Raw genomic sequence first — 26,941 nt, 5'->3', positions numbered from 1 at the left:
CGCCCCTTATCCGCGGATGATGAAGCCGGGGCATCACCCACAGAAGTTACACCTGATAAAGCCATATGTCGGAACACTCATGCTTATTTAATGAGCGCCCAACCTAGCAAACATCCGTCATTTTTAATAAATCAAATACCCAACTAATAGCGACGCAAATATCACCCAAGCCGTCAAAGTTTCAAATATATAAAATATATATATAACGCACAGCCGACACTTAAAAAGCCCTCAACTCACACTCGGCCACGCTCAGTTTCATAGCACCACCAAACGCGCCAGTCGCTGTTTAAGCATCTGATTCTCGGAACGCAGTTGCTGGACTTCTTCCAGCAGGTCGAGCGCCAGGGCGACGCCCTCCCACTCCAGCTCCAGATCGCGCCGCAGCTTGGCGGCGCGTTTGGCCAGCAGCAGTTCATAATCGTTGAAGCGCCAGTCCTGGGGCTGTGCCCCCTGGGGTTCGAGGATGCCGTGTTCGACGATTTCGATCACGTAGACGGCCGGTAGATCGGTCGCCTCACAAAATTGCGCCATGTCCAGTTGAACGATCAGGGGGCTGCTCATAGTCAGTGTCTCCAGTTTTCTGGAACCGAATGTTCTCGATCAAAAATGCTCGCGTGGGTTGAACGCGGCTTTCTTCGCCAATTCCTGCCACAAGGCCTTGACCTCGTCGTCGGCGGTTTTCGGCATCACAGCTTTGAGCTGCACAAACAGGTAGCCGCGCTCACCCGCCTTGTTCAACAGGCCATGGCCCTTGGCGCGCATGCGCTGGCCGTTCTGGCTGCCTGCCGGAACCTTGAGGTTGATCTTGCCGGTCAGGGTTGGCACGGCCACTTCGGTGCCCAGCGCCAGCTCCCACGGTGCCAATGGCAACGTGATGATCAGGTTTTCGCCTTCCACATCGAATTTCGGATGCGGCGCAAAGCGAATGGTCAGGTACAAGTCGCCATTGGCGCCGCCACCGATGCCCGGTGCGCCCTGGCCTTTCAGGCGGATGCGCTCGCCATCGGTAACCCCGGCCGGGATCTTCACGTTCAGGCTTTTACTGGTATTGCTGACGTGTTGCCCGGCGGCGTTGTACTGCGGCACCTGGAAACTGATCTTCTTCGACTCGTTGGACAGGGTCTCTTCGAGAAACACCGCCAGCTCCATTTCCACGTCCTGCCCTCGCCGTCCGGCGCTGCGCCCGGATTGTCCGCCACCGAAGCCCGGGCCCCGGTTGCCAAAGATCGAACTGAAAAAGTCCGAGAAGTCGCCTGTGTCCTGACCGCCACCAAAGCCGCCACGGCTCTGCCAGCCCGGAGGTCCCTGAAAAGGTTGCCCGTGCTGGCCGTAACGCCGCAGGTCGTCGTATTCGGCGCGTTTGTCAGCACTTTTCAGCGCTTCATAAGCCTCAGAGGCGTCCTTGAACTTGGCCTCGGCATCCTTTTCCTTGCTGACATCAGGGTGATATTTACGCGCCAGCTTGCGATAGGCGGCTTTGATCGTCTTGTCGTCAGCGGTCGGTTCCACACCGAGAATCTTGTAATAGTCTTTGAAGTCCATCGCGGGAATCACCATCCGTTATCGATATCGCGCCGCCTGCCAGCATGCGCTCGTGAGCTGCAGCAGGCTTGACCGATCTCAGGATTGTGACCGGACAGCGCGTCAGAAGTTTATCGGCAGCCGCACGAATCAGCTGATCGCGCCGTGGCTGCCAAGCCATGCCTGTAAGTTTGGGGAGCAAGGATAGTCTTTCAAGGCATTTAAAGCCGAGATTTAGCGGATAGTCGGCCTTCGATTCTGCGGCGCACTGACATACACTGCGCGGCCGTTTTTTAACCGGAACCTGAAAGACATGAACAATGCATCTCCAGCCCGTGCCTTGGGTATCGACTTTGGCACGTCCAACTCCACTGTCGGCTGGCTCCGCCCCGGCGTGGAAACGCTGATTGCGCTGGAGGACGACAAGATCACCTTGCCGTCGGTGGTCTTCTTCAATATCGAAGAACGCCGCCCGGTGTACGGCCGGCTGGCGCTGCACGAGTACCTGGAAGGTTATGAAGGGCGCCTGATGCGTTCGCTGAAAAGCCTGCTCGGCTCCAAGCTGATCAAGCACGACACCAGCGTCCTGGGTACGGCGATGCCGTTCAAGGACTTGCTCGGACTGTTTATCGGCCAACTCAAGAACCGCGCCGAGGCCGCCGCCGGTCGGGAGTTCGAGCAGGTGGTACTGGGTCGGCCGGTATTTTTTGTCGATGACGATCCTGTGGCTGACAAGGAAGCCGAAGACACACTGGTGGAAGTGGCGCGCAAGATCGGCTTCAAGGACGTGTCGTTCCAGTTCGAACCGATCGCCGCGGCATTCGACTACGAGTCGACCATCGATAAAGAAGAGCTGGTGCTGATCGTCGACATCGGCGGCGGTACCTCCGACTTCTCCCTGGTGCGCCTGTCGCCAGAGCGACGGACTGTGGATAACCGCCAGGACGACATCCTCGCCACCGGCGGCGTGCACGTCGGCGGGACCGACTTCGACAAGCAATTGAGCCTGCAGGGCGTGATGCCGCTGTTTGGCTACGGCAGCCGAATGAAGAGCGGCGCCTACATGCCCACCAGCCACCACATGAACCTGGCGACCTGGCACACCATCAACTCGGTGTACTCGCAAAAGTCCCAGTTGGCCCTGGGCAGCATGCGCTACGACATCGAGGACACCGGCGGCATCGACCGCCTGTTCAAGCTGATCGAGCAGCGCGCCGGGCATTGGCTGGCGATGGAAGTGGAAGAAACCAAGATCCAGTTGACCCATGCCGACAACCGCCACGTAGCGCTGGATCGCATCGAGGCGGGCTTGGCCGTGGACCTCGGCCGGGGACTGTTCGAGTCAGCCATCGACGGCTTGCTGGATCGGGTGCGCGGCAGCGTCAGCCAACTGTTGAGCGACGCCAATGTGCGCGTTGACCAGGTCGATACGGTGTTCTTCACTGGCGGTTCGAGCGGAATCCCGGCGCTGCGCAACAGCGTGTCGGCGATGCTGCCAAACGCTCGACATGTCGAAGGCAACATCTTTGGCAGTATTGGTAGCGGCTTGGCGATCGAGGCGGCCAAGCGTTACGGTTCCATGGACTGATCCAGCGGATCAAACCATCCCCACCTGCTTCAACTCGCTCTTCAAGTACGCGTAATAAATCGGCCCTGCCACCACCCCTGGCAGGCCGAACGCGGCTTCGAATACCAGCATTGCCAGCAGCAACTCCCACGACTTGGCACTGATTTGCCCACCCACAATCCGCGCGTTGAGGAAGTATTCCAGCTTGTGGATAAAGATCAGGTAGCCCAGCGCCGCCATTGCCACCCAGATCGATAACGACAGGCCGACAATGGTGATCAGGGTGTTGGACATCAGGTTGCCGATCACCGGCAGCAGGCCCAGCAGGAACGTCAGGACGATCAGGGTCTTGGTCAGTGGCAGGTGAATGCCGAACATCGGCAGGATCAGCGCGAGGAAGATCCCGGTGAAGAAGGTGTTGAGCAGGGAAATCTTGATCTGCGCAAAGACGATGTTGCGGAACGCCTGGACCAGCAGGTGCAGGCGGTCGAACAGGGCGGCGGCCAGGGGTTTGCGCTTGGTCACGTCCGGCACCCGCTGCAGGGCGATGATCGCGCCCAGCACCATGCCGATCAGCAGCGTGACGAACATGTGGGCGGCATCCTTGCCCACCAATTGCAGCTCGCTCAGGTGTTTGCTCAACCATTCGCCGATGGCCACGCGAAATTCGGCGGCGCTGGCGGGCAGGTAGGCATCGACAAACGGCGGCAACTGACCGCGCGCCTTATCGACCACGCCCATGAATTTGTCCAGTGAGGCGCCGGGGTTTTCCGCTTCATGCAGGAGAAAGCTGAAAGCGCCGGCAAAGATCAACGCCAGCACACTGACCACCAGGGTGCCCAGCAACGCCACCGCCAGCCAGCGTGCCCGCCGCCCTTCGATCAGGCGCTGTAATTGCGGGGTCAGCATGTTGACCAGTTCGTAGACCAGCAACCCGGCCAGCAGGCTGGGCAGCAAGCGCAATGGCAGGACCAGCAGCAAACCACCGAAAATGATCACCCAACTGACCAACAGCAACACGTGACGCTGAGAAAACGTTGGCATACAGCCTCAAAACAAACAGCGTGAAAGGATTGGCAGTCTGCCAGCGTTCGCGTCTTGAAGCGAGTACACCGCAGACTACACAGAGTATGCCCCGGCGCCAGGTGGCTTATTTTTTCTTCAGACAGTCACTCATGAAGGTCTTGCGCGCATCGCCGGTCAGCGCCTGGGTGGCAGCCGTGGCGTTGCAGGTTTTCATTTTCTGCTGCTGCGGGGTCAGCGCCTTGGCGTCGTTGGCGGCCGGGGTCGCCTTGAGGCAATTGCTCATAAAGGCTTTGCGCTCATCACCCTTGAGGGCCTTGGTGGTGGCGTCGGCGTTGCAGGTGGTCATTTTGTCCTGCTGCGCCGTGGCGGCAAAGCCCTGGGCGCACAGCAACAGGCCGACCATCAACAGCGGGATACGCAACATCTTCATGACATGTTCTCCTGATTACTGCGCCGAACGGCGCAGCTTGCACTGGAGTGTAGACAAAGCCTGTTACACCTACAGCTCGGTAGCGATCAGGGGCAACAGCTTTGTGGCCCCTGATCCTGCGCGTCACTTCTCGGGGTTGAGCGCGGTCAAGTACTGGCCGTAAGCGTCGATTCGCCGCTCAATCACCGCAGCATCATGCCGCTGGAAGGAAACAGCTTGCCCCTGCGGCTCCGCGTATGTGCTGCCCAGCTCTTCCAATGAGGTCCATTGGGCATACGCGCCTTTCAAATGCAGTTTGGGGACCTTGATCGACCTCAAGGTCGAATCATCCGTACCGCGCGGAGGAAGCACCGCCGGCCCAGGGGCAGCATCGTCGATGAAGCTGTACTCGGCGATGGCAGGTCCTGGGGGGAGGCTTATCACCGGATTCTCTATGTCATATTTGAAGTAGCACTCGCTGGCGAGGTGGGCGGCGGGAAACTCTGGCCAGGAGTCAGCGACAACCAATTGCTCTTTTGGCCCCTTCAAGTCACCGATAACGACGAATTGATGGTCATATCTAGGCGCTTTGACAATATGAATCGCACTGTCACGGGGTTGGCTGGCCAGGATCGAGAAAGTCACTTTCGAATTTTCCGAACAGTTGCCACCCTTGATTTCAATCGCCCCCCTGGCCGCTTCGGCGATGGTCAGATTGGCGGTGGGCAATCCTGTCGCCAGATCGATTTTCCTGAGGTTTTTCAGCTTGGCGATAGCCGAGCCGCCTTTCTCCCAGATACTCGGCTTCTGATTGCCAGACAAGGGCAGCAACTCCCTGCTGCGTTCGATCGTGCGCTGCGCCAGGCGCAGGTTGGCCATGGTTTGCGAGTCCACTTCAATGATCGGAGTAGGCGGTACCGGGTCTTGACCTAACAATTCAGCATAGTCAGCCAAGTTAGCTTTGACGTCCGCCGGGCTCTCGCCTTCCCGTACAGAATCGAGCAGCGCCTGATACTCGGCTAATCGTCCGGTTGCCTGCAGATAACGCCCGGTTTGGGCCAAGGCGCGTTGTTCAGCGGCCAAGGGAATGGTCGGACGCCGTAACAGGTTATCCAGCAGCTCGGAGAATTTCTCCGGCGCCAACAAGCCGCGCAACTCGGGTAAAGACTCAATGCTCTGCCTGAGAATGACCATATCCAGGGTATCCGTCACCCCTTCAACGTAGGCCGTCTCCAGGTTGTTAAGCCCATCAATCCCAAAGCGCTCATGGACCAAACTGATCGCCTGGCGATAATTGGCCTCTATCGCCGGAGGTATCTGTGCGTTGCCATAAGCATAAAAAAGCAGGTGATCGCCGGAGATATTCAGCATTTCCGCGTCTGACAACGGCCTGACATCCCCCGGAGCGCCTCCTCGCAGACGCAACAGGCGTGGGTCATAGGGCGGTGGCGCAGTCTCGGGATAGCGACCCAACACCTGTGGCAATTTTTCACGCGCCAGCAAGTGTCCGCGAACGGCCTGTTTGAACCCTTGCATCTGATTGCGAGCGAACCCCAGGGTCATCAGATCAACATCCGGCAAGGCCAATAAAATGGCCCCGTGAAAATCATTGCGCTCCCCCAGCACGACTCCCTGCTCATCTGACACTTCAAAACCGCCATCCGCGCCGAGGACGATCGTGCGTTGGAGTCGAGCCTCCTGTGGACCGATGCTGTCCAGCAGTTGCCCTTCTGCGCCATAACGCCTGACTTGAATAAGCAAATCCTTCGGCCAACCCGGCAGATTTTCCACGGAGTGCAGCACCAGCCTGTCGGTGTCGAAGCTCTCGACCGAGGCCAGATAAATCCCCTCGTAAGCCCGCGTGACGCGCACCTCCTCCAGGGCAAAGCGCGCCAGCCCTTCGAGCCGCGCAGGCAGACGCCCGCCGGCCACGGCCTGCAACTCCACAGGACTGGCGATGGCCAGCAACTCCTGGACCACCGCTCCTGGCAAGCCCGGCACCTGATCGCGCACCCACTGAATCGACGCGCCCCATTGCCGCTCATGCGCCGCATAGCGGCGCTCGAACAAATGACCGCGCTTGTACACCGCCCGCTGTGCCAGCTCCGTCCTCAGCGTTTGCGCATTCGCTTGCGGTGTCAGCGTCGAGGCGCCCAGCTCACGCACAATCAACTGCTCGATTTGCTCTTCGCTCAGATGGGCTAACAGGGTTTGCAGCAAATCCTGATTCAGCAACTGGTCGGCATAGACCCGCTCACGTGGCGCGCTGGACGAACCCAGTTCGCCAAGGACGGTCCGGCCATCTGCGGCAAGCACCTGAACCCTTCGTTCACTGGGCCACAATCCGTCGAGCAATTGCAGTTGAGTCGGGATATCGGCCTGCAGGTACTCCTCAGGCCGGGAGCTGGCGATCTGCTCACAGAACGACTGCAGCGAGCGATCAATGTGCATGCGCGTCAGCGTGTCACTGAGCAGCGGCAAGGGCGGCTCGTTATTGGCATACATGCGGCGCATCGCCGAGATCGGTGAATCACTGATCGTGCGAATGGCCGGGCCGGCATCCTGCAAGCCGTCGACCTCAGGCCCAAGGCGTGCCATCAGGGTTTGCTCATTCCACTGCGACGGTCGTTCACCCTCAATCACGAAAGCGCCTCTACCGTTATGGTGCACCAGCGGTTGATAAGCGTCGGGACGCTGCGGATGGACGAGCCGAAGCTGATTTTTCTGAGGATCACCCTTCAGTTGATAATGAAGGTCATCCAGACGCAGCACCGCCTTGCCCTGATATTGATGCAATCCTCGCTCGTCTGGTTTCGATTCGGCAGGCAGACTCAGGTCGTGTTGATAAGGCTCGAGGTTTCGCGTCCAGAGCCTTTCCTTGCCGCTGCTCAGCGTCACCGGCACGGCGCTTTCGATCAAGGGTGACAGCACCAGTTTGGCGCCAGCGAATGCGGCGCCGAAAGCGGCAACCTGCGCCAGGTTCTGCACCACGCCAATCAGGTGTTCGCCCGCTTCGGCGTACTGCCCTTCGGAGAGGTCGACCACGCCTTCCACCACCTCACTGGTCAATTGATAGACGGTGTAGGCCAGCATCACCTCGCCCAGAAAGGGCACAAAAGGCGTCACCACCATCAACGCGGCCTGAAAAACCTCGGAGAGGATGTTTTCCAGGTCGTCTATCCAATGCCAGTAGGCCTCGTCGTCGGCATCGGCGGTGGAGATCAGCAACTCGCGAGCATCGCTGAAAACTTTGTTCAGCTGTTGTTCATAGAGATACTCCCAGAGATCCCCGCGGAAGCGCTGGATGTTGTCGTCTCCAAAGGCCAGTACACCAAAATGCAGCCTGGGCGACTCTACCGGCGTCTCCCGCCAACTGGGCACGTTGGATCCGGGCTCGTACGGGTGCCAGATCACCTTATTCAGCCGTTGCCGGAGATTGGCAAAGAAGTGACCGCGTTGACGGTGAGCAACGAATCGACTGAAAAACTGCTGATAGCTCGGCTTGCCGCCGGTCGGTGCCGAAGTGTCGCGAAGTTTGCGGGTCAGGTCATTGAGGAACTCCAGGGAAGAAGGGTACTCCTTCAACGGGTGTTCCGGGTCGTGCGGCACGTAAGCAATGACTCGCCGGTTGCCACTCGCCGGGGCCTGCAAATCGGGAGCGATCAGCACGATCCCGAACAATCGCGAGTCCATTATCTGCAAGTTGTAAAAACGCACGGGGGCGCCGTCGAGAAACAAGTTTTTATGACCGTTATACAAACCATTGGCCACCCGATAGGCGTCAGGGCTGATGTGGTCTCTCAATCGAGCAAGTTCCAGGGCGGCCTTGAAAGCACAGCGATGGCTTTCAATAACACGAAGTTTCACCACCCTTACGGAAAACGGGTCGGAAACATTCATGTATTCATTGAGATAGTCTTGATACTGCTTGCCCAGGTCCAATGTTCGGCACAGTTGCGTGAACTGCCTGATGCTCATGTTCTGGTCAATCGGCTTTATCTCATAACGCCCGTCAGCCGACGGCCGCCCCATATAATTCGAGTCGCGGAATTTGTCTGACGCGGAGAAGTTCTGCAACGCGGCATCGAGCAGGGAAAGGGTTTTCCCGACACCGCCGCGGTACAACTTCACAAAGGTCTCCTTGACGTCGACATCCACCCCGTACATTTCGATGATTTTCTGGCGAAGCCGTGGCTCACCGAAGGCATAGGCGTCCTGGAGTTCGGCAAACATCTTGTCGACGGCGGTCTGCGCCGACCAGCTGGCGCTGATCGCGCGCCTCAGATCGGCCTGTTCGGCTTCGGAAAGTGTCTTGGCCCAATCAGGCAAGACGATTCGGCTGGTCTGTAAAGACGCCACGCGCGCAGGGTCAGCCTTGGCCAACCAGACAGGAACAGCTTTCTTGAAAAAATCGCGGTGAATGCTGACTGGCGAGCCCATGCCCGCTAGTACATCTTTATTTGAAGTTGATGCCATTGAATAATACCCGCTTGAAATGAATTGAGCGGGTCTTTCAACGTAGACAGTGGCCCAATCAACACCACGAGCTACGCCCATTAACAGCGACTACCGCCTACCGTAAAAGACCCCGGCAAACCCTACAGCGCTCAAATCAGTGCAGATGAAGTTAGATTCCGACAATGACGTAAGACTTGTCTAATCCTGAGCGGTGATTAGTTTAATTCCGGGTTATTCAAAGAACTTTATAGCGACGGTAGTACTCCGGCGTACACCCTGCCTGACGCTGGAACATGGCAATAAACGCCGATGCGCTGCTGTACCCCATGTCGAAGGCAATTTCCTGAATGCTGCGAGTACTGTCCAGTGCCTCGATCGAGGCGACGAATCGCAACCGTTGGCGCCATTGGCCAAAGCTCATGCCTAATTCTTTGACGAACTGCCGAGCCAGGGTCCGTTCGCTGACATGAATCCCGTCAGCCCACTGCGCCAGGGTCCGGTTATCACCGGGCGCCGCTTGCAGGGTTTCCAGAATGCCCAGCAGTCCCGCGCTGCTGGCGTAAGGCAGGAAACCTTCATGCACCGGTGCCTGTTGCAGTTGGTCGACCAGGACCTGCGCCAGACGGGCGTCGGCGGCATGCTCAGGGATCTTGACGTCACGGCCGGCAAAGTCCTGGAGGATCGCCTTGATGATGTCACTGATGGCCAGGGTGCATCCCTGCCCCGGCAAATCGCGGCAGATCGACGGCGCCAGGCAGACCGCCCGGTAGCTGATCGGTTGATCACTGTAAAAACTGTGTTCGGTCTGCGGCGGCACCCACACGGCGTACTGCGGTGGCGACATGAAGCGCCGCCCGGCGACTTCCATGTGCAAGACACCATGGGCCGAATATTCCAGGGTGCCCCACGGATGGCGATGCGCAGAAGCAAAACGGTGTGCGTCGAAATCGGCGTAGCGAAAGTACACCGGGGCCGGCAGTTCGCTGAAATCCAGCACATCAATGGGCTGACGGGGCATGTTGTCCGTATGCATAGGTTGTTTGTCTGGTTTGAAGTATAAGCATTGAACCAGACAACGGATAATCACCCTTCATCAATGCTCTGGTTTTCCCCATGCAATACGCGTATCCGCTGCTGGCCATCTTCATCTGGGCGGGCAACACCGTCATCACCAAAATGTCGGCCGGGGCGATTTTCCCCGCCGAGATCGGTTTCTATCGCTGGCTGCTCGCTGGCCTGCTGTTCACCCCGTTCATGCTCAAACCCGTCATCAGCCACTGGCCGCTGATACGCCCCAGCCTGGGCAAGATTTTCATCCTCGGCGTGCTCGGTATGGCGGTGTATCAGAGTCTGGCGTACTTTGCCGCGAGCCTGACCACGGCCACCAATATGGGCATCATCCTGTCGCTGATGCCGTTGATGTCGCTGGCAATGGCCATCATCAGCCTTGGCCAGCGCTTGACCGCTGGCGCCCTGGTCGGTGCGCTGCTGTCGTTCGCCGGCGTGCTGGTCGTGGTGTCGTCCGGCAGCCTCGGCACGCTGCTGGAGCATGGGGTCAACCTGGGTGATGCGATGATGCTGATCGCGACCCTGGCCTATGCGGTCTACAGCACCCTGCTGAAGAAATGGCAACTGCGCTTGCCGCCCCTGGTGCTGCTGTACCTGCAGGTGCTGGTGGCGGTGGTGGTGCTGTTGCCGTTGTTTGTCATCTCGGACAAGGTCGGCCCGACCCTGCACAACATTCCGCTGGTGTTGTACGCCTGCCTGCTGGCCTCGATGGTTGCGCCATTGGCGTGGATGCAGGCCGTGTTGCGCCTGGGCCCAAGCCGCACTACGCAGTTCTTCAACCTGCTGCCATTGCTCACCGCGCTGATTGCCGCTGTGGTGCTGCATGAGCAGCTTGCGCTGTTCCACTTGGTGGGGGGCGCCCTGACCCTGGGCGGAGTGATTGTCTCGGAGCGCTGGACCCGGGTCCTCGGTCGCGCCTAAACCCCCGCCGCTTTCAAACGCTGCGCGTGCTCGACAAACAAGCGCACCGGATCGGCGCCCTTGCCCACCAGCCCCAGCGATTGGTTGACGATGTCGAAGTGATCCAGCGGGAAGTCATCGCCGATGACCGTGCCCAGGTGCGAGCTGTAGCGCCCGACCATGCCATCGCACTGCCCGGCCTCGCGCACGAAGGTGCGGGCAAACAGGCGGCAACTGCGGTTGCTGCCATCGAACAGGTTGCCGCCACGGTCGGTCTTGCCCGGCTGCAAGGTGCCCGACCAGGAGTAATAGCGCACGCCGTTGACCTCTTCGGCGCCCTGCCCGCCCCAGGTCTCGGGCAGCCCCTGTGGATAATGCTGGTTGAAGAGCGCCACACCGGCGCTGGTCAGTGAGTTGTGGGAAGCGTGGACGTCTACCGGCCACTTGCGCACGTGATGTCCGGTTTCCAGCAGCCCAATCAGCCAGGCGACCACGTTCAACACGCCACTCAAGAATCGCCCCTTGGCACTCTCGGGCGGGTAGTGGCGATGCAGGTAGTCCGCCAATTCCGAGCCATGGTTGGGACCGGCGACCGAGGTCACCGATGCCACCAGGTCGGGCCGTTTGGCGGCGGCATAACGAGCGGTCAACGAGCCTTGGCTATGGCCGATCAAATTGACTTTATCTGCGCCGGTTTCCCGCAGGATCGACTGAATCTGCAGCAGCAGCTCTTCACCGCGCACCTCGTTGGAGTTGACCGGCGACACCTGCACCGCGATCACATTGGCACCGCCACGGCGCAAGGCCGGGATGATGCCGTACCAGTACGGATACAGCACCAGACGCACAAATCCGAGCATGCCCGGGACCAATACCAAGGGGTAACGCGTCGCGGTGTCCTGCGTCATGGACAGACTTCCTTGTAGTGGGCGTTCCAGCATCGTCAGGGCTGATGACAGCTTCACGATCAGTCTATGACAACGAAAAATCCGATAAAACTTTTCCTACGGCCCGCCACTCACACCTAAAGAACACGCCAATAGAGCGTATGCCTGCCGAATCAGCCCGAGGAAACCGAAATGAGTGACATCCAGTTATCCGATGTAAACACCCTGCGCCAGCGCGCCCGCACCCACGTCGAGAACGGTGCCGTGACTGAAGGCTACAGCGCCAATCGCGAAGAGGTGCTACGCCTGCTCAACGAATCGCTGGCCACTGAATTGGTCTGCGTGCTGCGTTATAAACGCCACTACTTCATGGCCGAAGGCCTGAAAGCCGCAGTCGCCGCCGACGAGTTCCTGGAGCACGCCACCCAGGAAGCCCAGCACGCCGACAAACTCGCCGAGCGCATTGTGCAGTTGGGAGGCGAGCCGGAGTTCAATCCCGACTTGCTGTCGAAAAACTCCCACGCCCAATACGTGGCGGGCAACACCCTCAAAGAGATGGTCTACGAAGACTTGGTCGCCGAGCGTATCGCGATCGACAGCTACCGCGAGATTATTCAGTACATTGGCGAAAAGGATCCGACTACGCGGCGGATTTTCGAAGACATCCTGGCTCAGGAAGAAGAGCATGCGGATGATATGGCGGATTTGCTGAAAGGATTGTAGGGGTTGGAAAAGCCTTGTTGTGGTGCACCACAACAAGGCCAGCAGTCAAAGCAGACCGACAAACTTGTCATCCGCAGGCGTGGACCCCAGGCTGAGCACTTTTTTATTGAGTGCATCCAGGAGTTGCTCCAGCACCAGCGTGCGAATCCCTCCTTTTTCATAGGCCTCACTGTTCAGCGAATATTGCGTAAAGTCTATGCGCAGATTATCCACCGCCTCAAAAGGCTGGTTGAAAAAGCCAGCGCCAACCTCCTCATTGGTTTTGAAATGAATAAATACCGAGTGGATACTCGCTGCTGCGCCGAGCAAATTAACCCGCAGCACAACCTGTGAGGCCGGGGCGCCCTCTTCCCCGCTGTTTTGCAGTACCGTAGCCGCCCTAAGCGCTTTCCAACTTCCAAGTTCCGTCGATAACTGCTCGACACCGGCGACTACCGACTCAAAGTCTTGCGCAGGACCGCCACCGAGAACGGGGTAGAGTTTCTCCTCAAGCAACTTACTCAGAACAAAACCCGCACCACTCTGTTCAACTACAATCGCTCGATCGCGCTCTCGATTCCACTTGAGATTAAGCAAGGCCTTATTATGTCGCGCACTCCAACTTTGCGCCTCAGCAAACACATTGAATTTTGATTTTGCGTACAGAGAACAATAGAGCAACGCACGAATGACATCACCTTGATACGATGATGAAAAACCTTGCGGAACATACACCAGCCCACCGTCTACGAGTAACAGGTCATCCTTTCCCATGAACATCTCCAGAGAAGCAAGTGCGGGCTAAACCACTAGCCCGCCTGCAACTTCAACTATCTGAATCATCGTAGCTCGCGAGCTTGGCCGACTTGAAGAAGGCCTCACTGTTCGCACCCAACGCTTCAAGAATCCAGTCCCTGACCCGCTCATGTTCGTCTATATTAAGTTCGATAACCGCAGCGGCTTTTTTCATTTTCACTTCGGACATGTTCCATTTCCAGAACCAGGCCCCACCCTGCTCTGTCTTCAGTTCACAGTCCATTGCGAGCAACGCGCTAATGGCCGTTCCCTTGGCTGATGACAGGCAGGGAACGATCCGAAAATCGGCGTCTTTACCGCTTTTACTGTTCTTGTCAAACAATGTGATCAGTCCATCGTTGGACTTTATCGTCCCGAAGGCGTCGCCCAACAGCTTCAACATTGCCGCTTTGTTGGGCCCGGCAACGGCACCGATAATATCCAGGACAATGGACTCCATGGTTATACTTTTCTGCTTGACGGTATGACTGGCATACTTATAGCCGGTGGTGGACCAGCCACAATATTTCATGGCAGTTGCATACTTGGCGTGCCACCTCATTGGCGTTTCGGCTTTGTTGGCATTACCGTCGGCGTACCGCTCTGCATAGGTAATACTGTCTCGTGCCGCTTGCGCGATGTCGCCATCAAGATTATCGGCAAAGGCAAGTGTGACGGGTTTGTCGTCACCCACAAGCAGCAGGCCGCCTTCTTCTTTGACGCCTTCCTCCTTGAGACCTTCATCTTCCCCTGCAAAGGACCTGATAGTCCTGGAAGCATGAAAGGGTGCAAGTACAGCACTATCAAAAAACGCAATACGCTCTTCGATACCGGGCATAAGATTGCTCATTTAAATATCCTTACTCAAATGATAGGTGGTTTCTGAACAACAGCCAAATGACTGCCACTCACAAACTAAACAAATACAATCACCGACACCAACGCACATTTACAACAACAAATTACCAAGCACTTAACAAACCTCGCACTTCACCCGCATGGAGCGCATCCAGTCCGTTATCAGCGCCCATTCAACGTCATTTGTTTTTCCAGCACAGTGATTATGCAGCTTCTTACCCCTTCACCGTCTTCGGCGCCTTCCCCATTTTCATCTGCTCCAACAGCGGCGCGCACTGATTGGCTTCACCGCCACTGGGTGCCACCAGCGCCAGCAGCCCGGCCGCCGGTCCCGCAATGACACCCAGCGCAACCATCCCGGCACCGCGTAGCATCAAGGGCACCGACTTGACCCCGGCATCCGGCTTGATGAATTTGCCGCGCACATACAAGGGTGAACGCAAGGAAATCAAACGCCATCCCTTGGACTCGGGAGTGATGGTCAAGTCCAACTGTTCGGTGGCCATATTGGCCGTGCCATCGATGTAGATAACTGCGTTCTCGGTGTCGAACACGAACAAACGCGAGGTGGCCAGGCCATCCTTGATACCGAAATCGGCGGCCGCACAATTGATCTTCACGTCCTTGTCGCCAAAGATCTTGCCGACCACATAGTTGCCCACGTTCAGCCCGGCCAACTCCATCAACTCGCGGCTGATTGCCCCGTCATTGATCAACATCTTCAGATCGCCATTGGCACTCCCCAACAACGCCGCCACCGAGTTGCCGCGACCACTAATATCGGCATCGCCGTTAAGTTCGCCGAAGCTGGTTTTCATCGGTTCGAAGGTCGGGAACAGCTGCTTGAGCTTGAAGCCACGCGCACTCAATCGGGCACGCCCCTGCAGCGGCGCGGCGTGCCCGTTCAAACGGATCTGCGCGTCCAGCTTGCCGCCCGCCACGCCAAAGCGCAGCGGTTCGAGACTGAGCTGGCCGTCATTGAGAATCACGTGGGCGTACAGGTCATTGAACGGCAGTTTTTCGCTGTGGACGATGCGCTTGCCGGTGAATTCGACATCTGCGTCCATGTCACGCCAGCGCTCGGTGCGAAACTCTTCGACCGGCAACAGTTTGTCCGCAGGCTGCTTGCTCTCTCCACCCCGCGCCTTTTGCTTGGCGTTGGAATCGGCACCGATCAGCGGCGCGAGGTCGGCGAACAGCAGTTGATTGGAGACCAGCGCCCCACTGAGTTTGGGTCGCGGCTGGCTGGCGACATACGTCAGGTTGCCATGGATGTCGCTGCTGCCGATGGTGCCGTTGAAGTCTTCGTAGCTGAATTTCGCGCCCTCGGACGCCCGCAGATTGGCGCTCAGGTGCCCGTCTGTGGCGTAAGGCGGCGAATCGGGAAGGGTCACGCCAGTCAACGGATAGAGATTACCGAGGCTATTGCCCGCCAATTTCAGACGCAGGTCCAGAGCACCGAGGTTCAACGGATCTGTCAGGGTCCCGGCCAGTTCGACCCGGGTAGCGGCGATTTGCACCTGAGCCTGCAGCGGAAAGGGTTTGGCCGAGTCTTGCAAGGCCAGCAAACCACCGACCTTGCCTTGGCCGTTGAGCGCCTGGCCGTGATACTGACCTTTGACCTTGATCGCGAAGGCGTAATCCTGTGGGGCCGCGCCCCGCTCCAGGGTTTTCTTCGCGAGCTTGTCACCGACAATGTCGCTGAACGGAATCGGCTTGCCCAACGGATCGATCAGCAGGTCGAGGCGGGTTTTCAGGCTTTGATCGTCGAGCGTGACGTGGCCCTTGTCGAAGCCGATCGAGCCGATATCGACCACCCAGTTCGACGGTTCGGCATCCGGATCCTTGGGATCGAAGGTGAACGTCCAGTTGGCGCGCCCATCAGCCAACCGCTGCAGTTGGGCATTGGGCTCTGTCAGGTCGATACGCGGAATCACCACCCGTTGCGCCAGCAGGGCCAGCGGCGAAACCCGTAGCTCTACGCGCTTGAGACTGGCCATCTGCGGCTGCTTGAGCCAGTCCGGATTGCCCAGACTAATGTCCTCGGCTACCACATGGGGCCACGGCACCCAGGCTCGCCAGCCGCCTTCGTCGGGTTCACGCTTCCAGATCACCGCCAGATTGCCATTGATCGCGAAGGGCCGATGCAGCTCCTCGGAGACCTTGGCATTGAGTGGCGGTTTGATTCGGTTCCAATCAAAGAACGCGATGATCACCAGCAGTACCGCCAACAACAGCACCAGGCTGGCGAGGACCCAGGCGAAAATTTTTCCGGTGCGCGTCATTGCACAAAGCTCCTGATCACTGCTCGGCGTCCTGACGGCGACGCACGTTGAAAATTCCGGGCCGAAAATCGACCGTCTCTGCAAACTACGACTGGCAAATGGCCCGCAGGTTTAATGAAAAAGCCGATTCAGCGGCAAATAAGCGGTTTTTTCCTGATCAATCCGACAACAAGCTGTTACCTCGCCCGCACTTTTATGACCCACACCTGAGTCGAAAATACCCACATCAGTGCTGAAACGCTCGCCGGAAACGCCCGTTCTAGAGCCTTCCAGCAGAACCATCAATTCCGTTGATTATTACCATTGTCCTTATGAACTTTTATATCGATTTATCGAGAGTAGCATTGGCTTCGTACCCACTTTGTCGCCCACCTACGGAGCACACGATCATGAAACGCCAATTACTGCTGAGCCTGACCCTCTCGATCCTTGCCGCCAACGCATTTGCCCTGCCCGCCGCCGAGCAAGCAACCCCGCAAGTCAAAGCCGAACACTCGGTGTTCAGCCAGACCGTTGCCGAAGGTGGTTCTGACCGTCTGCTGGAACGCAACAAAGTAGCCGCAGATGGCTTCGACCGCACTCCACAAGGCCAGACCATTGCCGAAGGTGGTCGTGATCGCCTGGAAGAAAAAGGTCTGGTTGAAGACGGCTATGACCGTACCCCACAAGGTCAGGTGGTTGCCGAAGGTGGTGGTGACCGTGTGATCGACCGCAACAGCACTGTGAGCTGAGCCCATGGTGGCCTGGAAAAAAGCCCGACTCCCTGGAGTCGGGCTTTGACTTTGTAAACCATGCATTTCCCCGCGACACCCTTCTCGCCTGCACCTGCCAATGCCAGTTCGACGCCAGCGAAGCCGATTTGCTAGAGTGCGCCGCCGTCCCTGATTAGAAGTCAGCCACCCGATGCCGCCCCGCGCCGAACAGAAACAACAGACCCGCCACGCCCTGATGGACGCCGCTCGCCATCTGATGGAGTGTGGCCGGGGGTTTGGCAGCCTGAGCCTGCGTGAAGTGGCGAAAACCGCCGGGATTGTCCCCACCGGGTTCTACCGTCACTTCGCCGATATGGATCAACTGGGCCTGGAACTGGTCAGCGAGGTCGGCCAGACCTTCCGTGAAACCATTCGCCTGGTACGCCACAACGAATTCGTCATGGGCGGCATCATCGACGCTTCGGTTCGGATCTTCCTCGACGTGGTCGCCGCCAACCGTTCGCAGTTTCTGTTCCTCGCCCGCGAGCAATACGGCGGTTCTTTGCCGGTACGGCAGGCCATCGGTCAATTGCGCGAGAACATCAGCGCGGACCTGGCTGCCGACCTGTCGTTGATGCCCAAGTTGCAGCACCTGGACCTGGCCGGCTTGTCAGTGATCGCCGACCTGATCGTCAAAAGTGTGTTCGCTACCCTGCCCGATATCATCGATCCGCCCGCCGAGGCGCTGCCCGAGCATCTGACCCCGCAGGCGAAGATCACCCAGCAGTTGCGCTTCATTTTCATCGGCCTCAAGCACTGGCAGGGATTGGGCAGTACCGAATAGCCCAATCACCGCACCGCGTGAAAACGCTTGCCGAAGGTGAAGTTTTTCTTCCAGTAACTGTTGGTCAATGAGTCGATACGGGTGTTCTTGCCTGTGCGCGGCGAGTGAATGAACTTGCCCTCGCCTACATAAAGTCCCACATGGTTGATTTGCTGACGCCCGTTGCCCTTGAAAAACACCGCGTCGCCCGGTTTCAGGGCACCGCGCTTGATGGTTGCCGCACTGGAACGTTGCATCGCCCCGGTGGTGCGTGGCAGTTGGAGATTGGCCTCGGTCTTGAACAGATACACCAGCAAACCGCTGCAATCGAATCCTTGCGCCTGAGTCGCGCCACCCCATTTGTAAGGCGTGCCCAAGAGTTGGTGGGCACGGTCGACAACGTTCTCGATGGACGGCTGCGGCACAGCCTGCAACGCCGAGCCGAATGGTTTTGGGGTGAGGCTGCGCGAGTCGAGATTGGCCCAGGCCGCTGAAGTAAGGAGCAGCAGACTAATAAGCACTAAAAATGTAAATACCCTGCACATAACGGATACCGTCGCGGATTAAACACGGGGCGGCATCCTAGTGGCCTGCAAAGTAAGCACATGTACGCCCGATCCGTCATTCCTGTAGGACTAGTCCTTAAATCAGGCATGGAACAACAAGTTGTTGATTTCCCGTGCGTTTTTCCGGCGTCTACACGACGCACGGTTTCGGCGCAATAAACATTGCGCACGCACCACAATGAAACATTTCGCAACCTGTAGTCCATGGCTCGCCTGGCACATAGCCAATACCTACAGGACTTTCCTACACCCGAGCGGGTTGGCAAGCCCCTTGCTCTAGCGTGCTTATTGCTCATCGCTGGAAGCTGCCTGATGCTGGTAATCCGTCGCCGAATCGCCCCACAACCCCTTTGGACCGCAGAGCTGCTGCTGAGCTTTGAAGCCCGCAGCAAAAGCCGCCTGCGCTGTTTCAGTGTCGACGGCGAAGACGTCGGTCTGTTCCTCGAACGTGGTCAACCACCGCTCTACGACGGCGAGTGCCTGCAAGCAGAGGACGGACGCATCGTGCGCGTTTGCGCGCGCCCCGAACAACTGCTGCACGTCACCTGCGCCAATGCCTTCGAACTGACACGCGCCGCGTACCACTTGGGCAACCGGCATGTCGCCCTGCAAGTGGGTGATGGCTGGCTGCGCCTGCTCGACGACTACGTCCTGCAGGCGATGCTCGAGCAACTGGGCGCCCGCACCGAACGCATCGAGGCCGGGTTCCAGCCTGAGCATGGCGCCTACGGCGGTGGCCATCATCATTCGCGACACGGCGACGAAGACTTCAACTACGCGCCGAAGCTGCACCAGTTTGGCGTGCGCTTGTGAATCCGGCATGGGCCCTGCTGCGCCTGGCCAGCCCGCAGCTGCCGATTGGTGGCTACAGCTACTCTCAGGGCCTGGAAATGGCTGTGGATAACGGCCGCGTCTGCGATCCCGGGACGGCAAGGCGCTGGATCAGCGACCAGTTGCTGCTCAACCTCGCTCGCTTCGAAGCGCCTTTGCTGCTCGCCCATTGTCGCGCCGCCGCCGAGGACGACTGGCCGCTGTTAAGCCAGCACTGCGAACAGCACCGCGCCAGTCGAGAAACCCGCGAGTTGCATCAGGAGAGCCGGCAGATGGGTTACTCCCTGCAACAACTGCTCAATGGCTTGCCGGAACTGGACGCCAGCGCCCGCGCTTTCCTTGAGCAAAATCCCGAACCGCACCTGGCCCTGGCTTGGGCCCTGGCCGCCCGTGTCTGGCACATCAGCCCGCAGGACGCCCTGGCTGCCTGGCTGTGGAGCTGGCTGGAAAACCAGTTGGCGGTGCTGATGAAAACCTTGCCGCTGGGCCAGCAGGCCGCACAGCGCCTGACCAGTGAACTGCTGCCGCTGCTGCAACAGGCCCAGCAGGATGCCTCGACGATTGATCCCCAACACTGCGGCAGCGCCGCTTTCGGCCTGTCCCTGGCGTGCATGGCCCATGAGCGCCAGTACAGCCGCCTGTTTCGTTCCTAGGAGAAGCACATGAACACACAACCCCTGCGAGTCGGTATCGGTGGCCCGGTTGGCTCCGGCAAAACCGCGCTGACCCTCGCCCTGTGCCTGGCCCTGCGCGATCGCTACAACCTGGCAGTGGTCACCAACGACATCTACACCCGCGAAGACGCCGACTTCCTGGTGCGCAACAAGGCCCTGGCCCCCGAGCGCATCATCGGCGTGGAAACCGGCGGCTGCCCGCACACGGCAATTCGCGAGGACGCCTCGATCAACCTCGAAGCGGTGGATCAACTGAACCGCCGGTTTCCCGGGCTGGACCTGATTCTGGTGGAGTCCGGTGGCGACAACCTGTCGGCGACCTTCAGCCCGGAACTCTCCGACCTGACGATCTATGTGATCGATGTCTCGGCCGGCGACAAGCTGCCACGCAAAGGCGGGCCGGGGATCTGCAAATCCGACCTGCTGGTGATCAACAAGATCGACCTGGCGCCGCTGGTGGGTGCATCGCTGTCGATGATGGACAGCGATACGCGGCGCATGCGCAACGGCAAGCCTTTCGTCTTCAGTAACCAGAAAATCGGCCAGGGCCTTGAGGAAATCATCGCCTTCATCGAACGCCAGGGGCTGCTGACCGCTGCCTGACACTTATCCACAAGCCACTCAACAAGGACGCTTATTCATGACACTTCATCGCCTTTTCGCCGCTGCGGCACTACTGCTCACTCCGGCCCTGGCCTTCGCTCATCCGGGGCACGGTGATAATGGCCTGCTGGCCGGCATCAGCCACCCGATCGGCGGCCTCGACCACCTGCTGGCCATGCTCGCCGTCGGCTTGTGGGCCGCCCAGCAACAGGGCACCGCACGCTGGGCGCTGCCCTGCACCTTCGTCGGCACCATGCTGCTGGGCGGCGTGCTGGGCTTCGAGGGCCTGGAGCTGCCGGCGCTGGAAAGCGGAATAGCCGCCTCAGTGCTGGCACTGGGCCTGGCCGTGGCGCTCGCCGTACGCCCACCGCTAAGCCTGGCGGTCACGGCGACAGCGCTGTTCGCCCTGTTCCATGGCGTGGCCCATGGCCTGGAACTGCCCGACATGTCGAGCCCCTGGACCTACGCCGCCGGTTTCGTCCTCGCCACTGCGGCTTTGCACGCAGCCGGTTATGGGCTTGTGCGGGTATTGCCGCAAGCCGCTGCGCCGCTAGTGCGGGTAGCCGGGGCAGTGTCGGCCGGCATGGGCGCCTGGCTTATGGTGGGATAAGAGCAGTGGCAAGCTGCAAGCACGATCAGGAGCCAACGCGGCTGCGCATTAACTTGTGGCTTGCCGCTTGCACCTTGTGCTCCTCTGCTACCATGTCGCGCAACCATTACCGCCGTGACGACGCCCGCCAATGCCCCATGCTCCCCGCTCTGCCCCCCAGCCTGAACTGACCGCTCTGTTTGCCACGGTGCAAGCGCATTTCCGGCAGGTCATCGTGCCGCTGTGGCAAGGTCCGGGCTGGAATGCCGACATGGCGCTGCCCTACGAAGCGCTGAACGCCGCGCAACAACCCTTGCCGCCACAACGCTACCGGGCGATGGCCTGCGCGCGCCAGCTGTACCTGTTCGCCAGCCTGATCGGCGAAGTGACAGGTGCCGAGGAGCGGGCGGCGGCGTTGTTCCGCTCACTGCAACGGCATTTCCACGACGCCGAGCATGGCGGCTGGTTCTACAGCATCGATGCCCAGGGCGCACCGCTCGACACCCGTAAAGACCTCTACACCCACGCCTTCATCCTCTTTGCCTGCGCTCACTACTGGTCCAGGGTCAAGGAGCCGCTGGTGGAGTCCGTACTTAATGCCGCCCTGGAAGTGATTGCCCAGCGCTTTGCCACGGATGACGGTCTGTACGAAGCCAGCCTTGATCGCGACTGGTCGTCATTGAACTCGGGACCTCTGCAAAATCCGCTGATGCATTTGGCCGAAGCCTTCCTCGCGACCCTCGCAGTACGCGATGACGCTCCGGTCAGCGATGCGCTGAACGCGCTGTGCGCAGCGATGCACAAACACTTCATCGACCCAAGACACGGGGTGATGATGGAGAAACCGCTGGGAGCTGTGGATAACTGGTTCGAGCCCGGTCACCAGTTCGAATGGTTTTTCCTCCTGGATTCGTCGACCACCCTTCAGGGATCGCCGTTACACGCTTCGTTGACCGGCGCGTTTGCCTTCACCGAACAACGAGGCGTCGATCCGCAGACTGGTGCGGTCGCCGCCATGCTGGAACTGGATCAGGCCGAAGCGCCACGCGATGCCACCCAGCGCATCTGGGCCCAGGCCGAGTACCTGCGTGCGCTGACACTGCGTCCGCACAGCCAGGCGGCGCTGCTGCGCCAATTGACGGCCTTGCAGCAACGCTTCCTGCACAGTGATGGTTGGTACGAATGCCTCGATACCCAAGGCGTGGTCAGTCGCCAGGACATGCCTTCGACCACGCCTTACCACCTGGCGACCTGCTACGCCGGACTGGCCGCCTACTGCGCCTGAGGACTACTCAGCCCTTGGCGCCACGATCGATGGCAAAGCCACCCCAGGTCTGACTCACCGGCATCAACTCGAGACGGTTGATGTTGATGTGCGCCGGTGCGTTGAGCACCCAGAAAATGGTCTCGGCAATATCTTCCGGCTGGATCGGCTCGGCACCGGCGTAAGTGGCGTCGTAACGCGCTTGGTCACCGCCGAAGCGCACCAGCGAGAATTCGCTTTCACACAGCCCCGGCTCGATGTTGCTGACGCGCACGCCGGTGCCCTGCAGATCGCAACGCAGGTTCAGCGAGAACTGTTTGACGAATGCCTTGCTTGCGCCATACACGTGGCTGCCCGGGTACGGGTAATTGCCGGCGATCGAACCGAGGTTGATGATTCCCGCGCCACGGCCATGGGCGATCAAGCGCGGCAACAACAGGCGGGTGCTGTACATCAGGCCCTTGATGTTGGTGTCGACCATGGTGTCCCAGTCATCCAGGTCGCATTTCGGCGCAGGATCCACGCCGAGGGCCAGGCCGGCATTGTTGATAAGTCCGCGCAAGGTGGCGAACGACGGTGGCAGGTTGCTAATGGCCGCTTCCATGGCCTTGCGATCACGCACGTCAAGAACCAGGCCATGGACCTCGGTCTGCGCCGACAACTCGGCGCACAGGGCATTCAGACGCTCTTCACGACGACCGGTCAGCACCAGCTTCCAGCCAGCCGCAGCAAAACGCCGGGCGCAGGCTTCACCAAAACCGGACGTGGCGCCGGTAATAAACAGGGTGTTGGACATCGTGCTCTCCTTGATCGGGCTGCTACACAGCCGGTGTAATGAACCATCAGCCGGCAGCATGCCCGGCCCGCTTGCGGTGGGCAACCTCGGGTTTATTGGACAAAAAATGATCAGGTTGCGCAAAGCCTTTAAAACCGTGGCCTGCAGCTCATTACACCCACCTTATCCACAGTCCGGCCCACATTCTCTGGGGGCAACTCGAAACCCTGCACACCGCTATCCACAAGGCTTTGCGCGGAAAATGCAAAGTTTTTTGCTTGACCCGGCCCCTCACCCGTGTAGCTCTTGCGCATCAATTCGACCGCGCGGTCAACTTGGCAATGGCGCCAAGCCAGCAACCACGCCGCTTTGCGAGGTCTTTCCAGAGTTTAACCACAGACTTATCCACAGGCATGCCCAGTCATATTTGACTGGGTTTGCCGAGCAATAAAAAGGTTGACATCCTGCGGTTACGACTCGCAAAAAAGCACTGATCAAAAAACAATCAATCGCCTGGAAGCCACGTTTTATAAGGCCTTGGTGGAGTTGCACCCACGTTACCCACAGCCCGCTCCACAGCAAACGGGGACAAGTCAAAAGCCCAGAAAAACAGCCATTTGCAGCGGCTTTATGTCGCGCTTTAGCAGCATGTACGAATTGTTTTCCACAATTTCAACGGTGGAGGCGCAAGGCAGGCTTTTACCCAGACGTAAAAAAGCCCCGAGCTTGCGCGTCGAGGCTTGTGGATAACCGCGCGAATCAGTGCCCGCCCAAATAGGCGTTACGCACCTCCTCGTTTACCAACAGCTCTTTGCCAGTGCCGGTCAGACGAATCTGCCCGTTCACCATCACATAGGCGCGATCCGACAAGCGCAGCGCGTGGTTGGCGTTCTGCTCGACCAAAAAAATGGTCATGCCGGTGCTCGCCAGCTCCCGCAGGGTGGCGAAGATCTGCTTCACCACGATCGGCGCCAGCCCCAGGCTCGGCTCATCGAGCAGCAGCAGCTTGGGACGGCTCATCAGCGCCCGGGCGATGGCCAGCATCTGCTGCTCGCCACCGGACATGGTCATGGCTCGCTGGTTACGCCGTTCCTTGAGCCGCGGAAACAGCTCGAACATGCGCTGCATGTCTTCGGCCGCGTACTTGTCGCCGATGGGGATAGTGCCCATCTGCAGGTTCTCCTCAACGGTCATGTCAGGGAAAACCCGCCGCCCTTCCGGCGATTGGGCAATGCCGTTGGAGGCAATGTAGTGCGACGACTTGTGGGTAATGTCCACACCCTGGTAAATGATCTGCCCATCGGCGGCGCGCGGCTGGCCGAAGATCGACATCAAAAGCGTCGACTTGCCGGCGCCGTTGGAGCCGATCAGGCTGACGGTTTCACCCTCATTGATGTGCAGCGAGACTTTCTTCAGGGCCTGGATCGGTCCGTAGAACACGTCCAGCTCCTTAAGTTCGAGGATCGGCTGGCTCATACCACCTCCTCCTCGTCAGCACCCAGGTAGGCGGCGATCACTTTCGGATCGCTACGAATCGCTTCGGGTCCGCCTTCGGCGATCACGTTGCCGTGGTCCAGCACCACAATGTGGTCAGAGATGCTCATTACCATGCCCATGTCGTGTTCGATCAGTACCACGGTCAGATCGTGCTCATCGCGCAGTACCCGGATCATCGCGCTCAGCGCTTCGGTTTCCTGCGGGTTGAGGCCGGCAGCCGGCTCGTCGAGGCAAATGATTTGCGGCCGAGTGCACATGGCCCGGGCAATTTCCAGGCGCCGCTGTTGGCCGTAGGACAATTCGCCAGCCAGACGGTTGGCGCAGTCCACCAGATCGACCACCTCCAGCCAATAGAATGCGCAGTCCAGCGCATCGCTCTCAGCCTTGCGATAGCCCTTGGTATTGAGGATGCCGGCCAACATGTTGCGGTTGACCCACATGTGCTGGGCCACCAGCAGGTTTTCCAGCACCGACATTTCCTTGAACAGGCGAATGTTCTGGAAGGTTCGGGCCAGGCCGGCGCGGTTCACCAGGTGGGTGCCGCCGAACATTTTGTAGTACAGGCGTGAGGCGAAGTTTTTCGGCGAAACGAAGTCGGTCGCCTTGAACGATTCGCCCAGCAGTTGGATGACATTGGTTTGCTTGCCGCGGGTGTTGAGCTCGATCTTGCCACCCGACGCCTTGTAGAAACCGGTCAGGCAGTTGAACACCGTGGTCTTGCCGGCCCCGTTGGGGCCGATCAGGGCGAAGATCGAGTTGCGATGGACTTTAAGACTGACGTCACTGAGGGCTTTGATACCGCCGAAGTGCATCATCAGCTTCTCTACACTGAGTACGACTTCACTCATGGCCCTGCCCCCTTTCATACGCTATGGCACCTTTACGCGGGGTCACGCCCGTCCGGCTGATCCGGATCAGGCCGCGTGGCCGCCAGATCATCATCAACACCATGAGAATGCCGAACAGCAGCACCCGGTACTCAGCGAAGCCACGCAGCAACTCTGGAGCAACGGTCAGGACGAACGCGGCGATCACTACGCCAATGGTCGAGCCCATGCCGCCGAGCACCACGATCGCGAGGATCAGCGCCGATTCGAAGAAGGTGAACGAGGTCGGGTTGACGAAGCCCTGGTAGGTGGCGAAGAACACCCCAGCCAGGCCTGCGGTCGAAGCACCGATGGTGAATGCCGAGAGCTTCACCAGTACATGGTTCAGGCCCATGGACCGGCAAGCGATTTCATCTTCACGCAGAGCTTCCCAGGCACGGCCGACCGGCATACGGGTCAGGCGGTGCTTGATGTACAGCACGGCCAGCACCACCAGGAACAGCACGGCGTAGATGAAGTAGTACTTCACATCAGGGTTATAGGCGATGCCGAAGAACTCGTGGAACGGCACTCCACCCTCTTTCGCCCGTTTGCCGAACTCCAGGCCGAAGAAGGTCGGCAAGGGCGCCGGCATACCGTTCGGACCGCCGGTGAGCGATAACCAGTTGTTGAGGATCAGGCGGATGATTTCACCGAAGCCCAAGGTCACGATTGCCAGGTAGTCACCGTGCAGGCGCAACACCGGGAAGCCGAGTATGCAGCCGGCCAGCGCGGCAGTGATTGCCGCCAGCGGCAGCACTGTCCAGAAGCCCAGACCCAGATACTGGTAGCCCAGCGCCAGACCGTAAGCGCCGATGGCGTAGAACGCCACGTAACCCAGGTCGAGCAAGCCGGCCAGGCCGACCACAATGTTCAAGCCCAGTCCCAGCAACACGTAGATCAAGCCGAGGATCACCACCCCCAGCAGGTAGGAGTTGGAGAAGAACGGGAAGATCACGGCAATCGCGATCATCAGCGGGATGATCCAGCGCAGGCGCGACTTGTAGTCGGGCGCCAGCACATGTACTCCAGAGCCGGTGGACTCGAAACCTTCAAGAATCCGCCGGCCCTTGCTGGTCTGCAGGAACAGGCTCAGGGCAAAGCGCCCGGCCATGACCACGGCAACGATCCACGCCACCCGCGTCGGTTCCAGATTGAAGCTGTAGCCGTCGAGCACCACCCCGACAATCGGGCCGAAGACGATGAGGGCAATCAGGCCGGCGAGAATCGCGTCGACCACACTTTGTTTGATATCGATGGATTTCTTATGGGTTGCAGACAT

The 26,941-nt window shown here is 59.1% G+C and carries 25 protein-coding genes; 10 read left to right on the top strand and 15 right to left on the bottom strand.

The genetic code is table 11. The annotated features are described in order from the left end of the window. Positions 1-258: 258 nt before the first annotated feature. Positions 259-564, bottom strand: a complete 306-nt coding sequence (locus tag KW062_RS03445; RefSeq protein ID WP_027617581.1) for a chaperone modulator CbpM — start codon at positions 562-564, stop codon at positions 259-261. Between the two features lie 39 nt (positions 565-603). Further along, on the bottom strand, positions 604-1,545 hold the full coding sequence (locus tag KW062_RS03440; protein ID WP_027617580.1) for a DnaJ C-terminal domain-containing protein: 942 nt from the start codon (positions 1,543-1,545) through the stop codon (positions 604-606). Positions 1,546-1,837: 292 nt separating this feature from the next. Between KW062_RS03440 and KW062_RS03435 the strand changes: the two genes are divergently transcribed. Further along, complete coding sequence (locus tag KW062_RS03435) at positions 1,838-3,112, top strand: Hsp70 family protein (protein WP_027617579.1); 1,275 nt, start codon at positions 1,838-1,840, stop codon at positions 3,110-3,112. Between the two features lie 9 nt (positions 3,113-3,121). Here the strand turns inward: KW062_RS03435 and KW062_RS03430 are convergent, their stop codons facing one another. The 4 genes from KW062_RS03430 to KW062_RS03415 all read right to left on the bottom strand — a co-directional run bounded on the left by KW062_RS03430 (position 3,122) and on the right by KW062_RS03415 (position 10,002). Then, on the bottom strand, positions 3,122-4,135 hold the full coding sequence (locus KW062_RS03430) for an AI-2E family transporter (protein WP_027617578.1): 1,014 nt from the start codon (positions 4,133-4,135) through the stop codon (positions 3,122-3,124). A 106-nt stretch (positions 4,136-4,241) separates the two neighbouring features. Next, positions 4,242-4,547, bottom strand: a complete 306-nt coding sequence (locus KW062_RS03425) for a PsiF family protein (protein WP_027617577.1) — start codon at positions 4,545-4,547, stop codon at positions 4,242-4,244. A gap of 123 nt (positions 4,548-4,670) precedes the next feature. Then, entirely contained in the window at positions 4,671-9,002 is a 4,332-nt protein-coding gene (locus tag KW062_RS03420; RefSeq protein WP_256350884.1) for a dermonecrotic toxin domain-containing protein, read from the bottom strand. Between the two features lie 217 nt (positions 9,003-9,219). Further along, positions 9,220-10,002 carry an AraC family transcriptional regulator gene (locus KW062_RS03415; protein WP_027617576.1) on the bottom strand — a complete coding sequence of 261 codons (783 nt, stop codon included), beginning with the start codon at positions 10,000-10,002 and terminating at the stop codon, positions 9,220-9,222. A gap of 95 nt (positions 10,003-10,097) precedes the next feature. On the opposite strand from KW062_RS03415, the gene KW062_RS03410 reads away from it, so the two are divergent. Further along, on the top strand, positions 10,098-10,973 hold the full coding sequence (locus KW062_RS03410) for a DMT family transporter (protein WP_105753986.1): 876 nt from the start codon (positions 10,098-10,100) through the stop codon (positions 10,971-10,973). Here KW062_RS03410 and KW062_RS03405 read toward each other — a convergent pair. After that, positions 10,970-11,860, bottom strand: coding sequence for an esterase/lipase family protein (locus KW062_RS03405; protein WP_105753987.1), 891 nt, complete (start codon positions 11,858-11,860; stop codon positions 10,970-10,972). The genes KW062_RS03410 and KW062_RS03405 overlap by 4 nt on opposite strands. 171 nt (positions 11,861-12,031) lie before the next feature. On the opposite strand from KW062_RS03405, the gene KW062_RS03400 reads away from it, so the two are divergent. Next, a complete protein-coding gene (locus tag KW062_RS03400) occupies positions 12,032-12,562 on the top strand; it encodes a ferritin-like domain-containing protein (RefSeq protein WP_027617573.1) in 531 nt (176 codons plus the stop codon). Positions 12,563-12,607: 45 nt separating this feature from the next. On the opposite strand, the gene KW062_RS03395 is transcribed toward KW062_RS03400, so the two are convergent. The 3 genes from KW062_RS03395 to KW062_RS03385 form a co-directional block, all read right to left on the bottom strand. After that, positions 12,608-13,315, bottom strand: coding sequence for a hypothetical protein (locus KW062_RS03395; RefSeq protein WP_105753988.1), 708 nt, complete (start codon positions 13,313-13,315; stop codon positions 12,608-12,610). Between the two features lie 52 nt (positions 13,316-13,367). After that, the gene (locus tag KW062_RS03390; RefSeq protein ID WP_105753989.1) at positions 13,368-14,186 is read right to left on the bottom strand and encodes a hypothetical protein; all 819 of its coding nucleotides are present in this window, start codon (positions 14,184-14,186) and stop codon (positions 13,368-13,370) included. Positions 14,187-14,409: 223 nt separating this feature from the next. Beyond that, on the bottom strand, positions 14,410-16,479 hold the full coding sequence (locus KW062_RS03385; protein ID WP_105753990.1) for an AsmA family protein: 2,070 nt from the start codon (positions 16,477-16,479) through the stop codon (positions 14,410-14,412). Between the two features lie 389 nt (positions 16,480-16,868). Between KW062_RS03385 and KW062_RS03380 the strand changes: the two genes are divergently transcribed. After that, entirely contained in the window at positions 16,869-17,210 is a 342-nt protein-coding gene (locus KW062_RS03380; protein WP_027617569.1) for a hypothetical protein, read from the top strand. Between the two features lie 172 nt (positions 17,211-17,382). Further along, positions 17,383-18,015, top strand: a complete 633-nt coding sequence (locus KW062_RS03375; RefSeq protein ID WP_027617568.1) for a TetR family transcriptional regulator — start codon at positions 17,383-17,385, stop codon at positions 18,013-18,015. Positions 18,016-18,020: 5 nt separating this feature from the next. Here KW062_RS03375 and KW062_RS03370 read toward each other — a convergent pair whose 3' ends face one another. After that, positions 18,021-18,539, bottom strand: coding sequence for a C40 family peptidase (locus KW062_RS03370; RefSeq protein ID WP_105753991.1), 519 nt, complete (start codon positions 18,537-18,539; stop codon positions 18,021-18,023). Between the two features lie 333 nt (positions 18,540-18,872). On the opposite strand from KW062_RS03370, the gene ureE reads away from it, so the two are divergent. The 5 genes from ureE to KW062_RS03345 all read left to right on the top strand — a co-directional run bounded on the left by ureE (position 18,873) and on the right by KW062_RS03345 (position 22,542). After that, positions 18,873-19,373: an urease accessory protein UreE gene (ureE, locus tag KW062_RS03365; RefSeq protein ID WP_027617566.1), complete on the top strand. Its 501-nt coding sequence runs from the start codon at positions 18,873-18,875 to the stop codon at positions 19,371-19,373. Continuing rightward, a complete protein-coding gene (locus tag KW062_RS03360; RefSeq protein ID WP_105753992.1) occupies positions 19,370-20,044 on the top strand; it encodes an urease accessory protein UreF in 675 nt (224 codons plus the stop codon). Before ureE ends, KW062_RS03360 begins: the two co-directional genes overlap by 4 nt. Before the next feature lie 9 nt (positions 20,045-20,053). Beyond that, positions 20,054-20,668: an urease accessory protein UreG gene (ureG, locus tag KW062_RS03355; RefSeq protein WP_105753993.1), complete on the top strand. Its 615-nt coding sequence runs from the start codon at positions 20,054-20,056 to the stop codon at positions 20,666-20,668. A gap of 37 nt (positions 20,669-20,705) precedes the next feature. Further along, positions 20,706-21,278 (top strand): HupE/UreJ family protein, encoded by a 573-nt coding sequence (locus tag KW062_RS03350; protein WP_027617563.1) that lies wholly within the window; start codon positions 20,706-20,708, stop codon positions 21,276-21,278. 130 nt (positions 21,279-21,408) lie between these two features. Continuing rightward, positions 21,409-22,542 (top strand): AGE family epimerase/isomerase, encoded by a 1,134-nt coding sequence (locus KW062_RS03345; RefSeq protein ID WP_105753994.1) that lies wholly within the window; start codon positions 21,409-21,411, stop codon positions 22,540-22,542. Between the two features lie 7 nt (positions 22,543-22,549). Here KW062_RS03345 and KW062_RS03340 read toward each other — a convergent pair whose 3' ends face one another. From KW062_RS03340 to livM, 4 genes are all read right to left on the bottom strand, one after another. After that, positions 22,550-23,317, bottom strand: a complete 768-nt coding sequence (locus KW062_RS03340) for an SDR family oxidoreductase (protein ID WP_027617561.1) — start codon at positions 23,315-23,317, stop codon at positions 22,550-22,552. Between the two features lie 738 nt (positions 23,318-24,055). Continuing rightward, the gene (locus KW062_RS03335; RefSeq protein ID WP_027617560.1) at positions 24,056-24,772 is read right to left on the bottom strand and encodes an ABC transporter ATP-binding protein; all 717 of its coding nucleotides are present in this window, start codon (positions 24,770-24,772) and stop codon (positions 24,056-24,058) included. Further along, positions 24,769-25,641, bottom strand: coding sequence for an ATP-binding cassette domain-containing protein (locus tag KW062_RS03330; protein WP_027617559.1), 873 nt, complete (start codon positions 25,639-25,641; stop codon positions 24,769-24,771). The genes KW062_RS03335 and KW062_RS03330 overlap by 4 nt, the downstream gene beginning before the upstream one ends. After that, the gene (livM, locus tag KW062_RS03325) at positions 25,634-26,941 is read right to left on the bottom strand and encodes a high-affinity branched-chain amino acid ABC transporter permease LivM (RefSeq protein ID WP_105753995.1); all 1,308 of its coding nucleotides are present in this window, start codon (positions 26,939-26,941) and stop codon (positions 25,634-25,636) included. The genes KW062_RS03330 and livM overlap by 8 nt, the downstream gene beginning before the upstream one ends.

This window comes from Pseudomonas fluorescens (assembly GCF_019212185.1).
Taxonomy (GTDB): domain Bacteria; phylum Pseudomonadota; class Gammaproteobacteria; order Pseudomonadales; family Pseudomonadaceae; genus Aquipseudomonas.
Note: the sequence above shows the minus strand (reverse complement) of the source record. Positions and strands in the feature narration are given on the sequence as shown.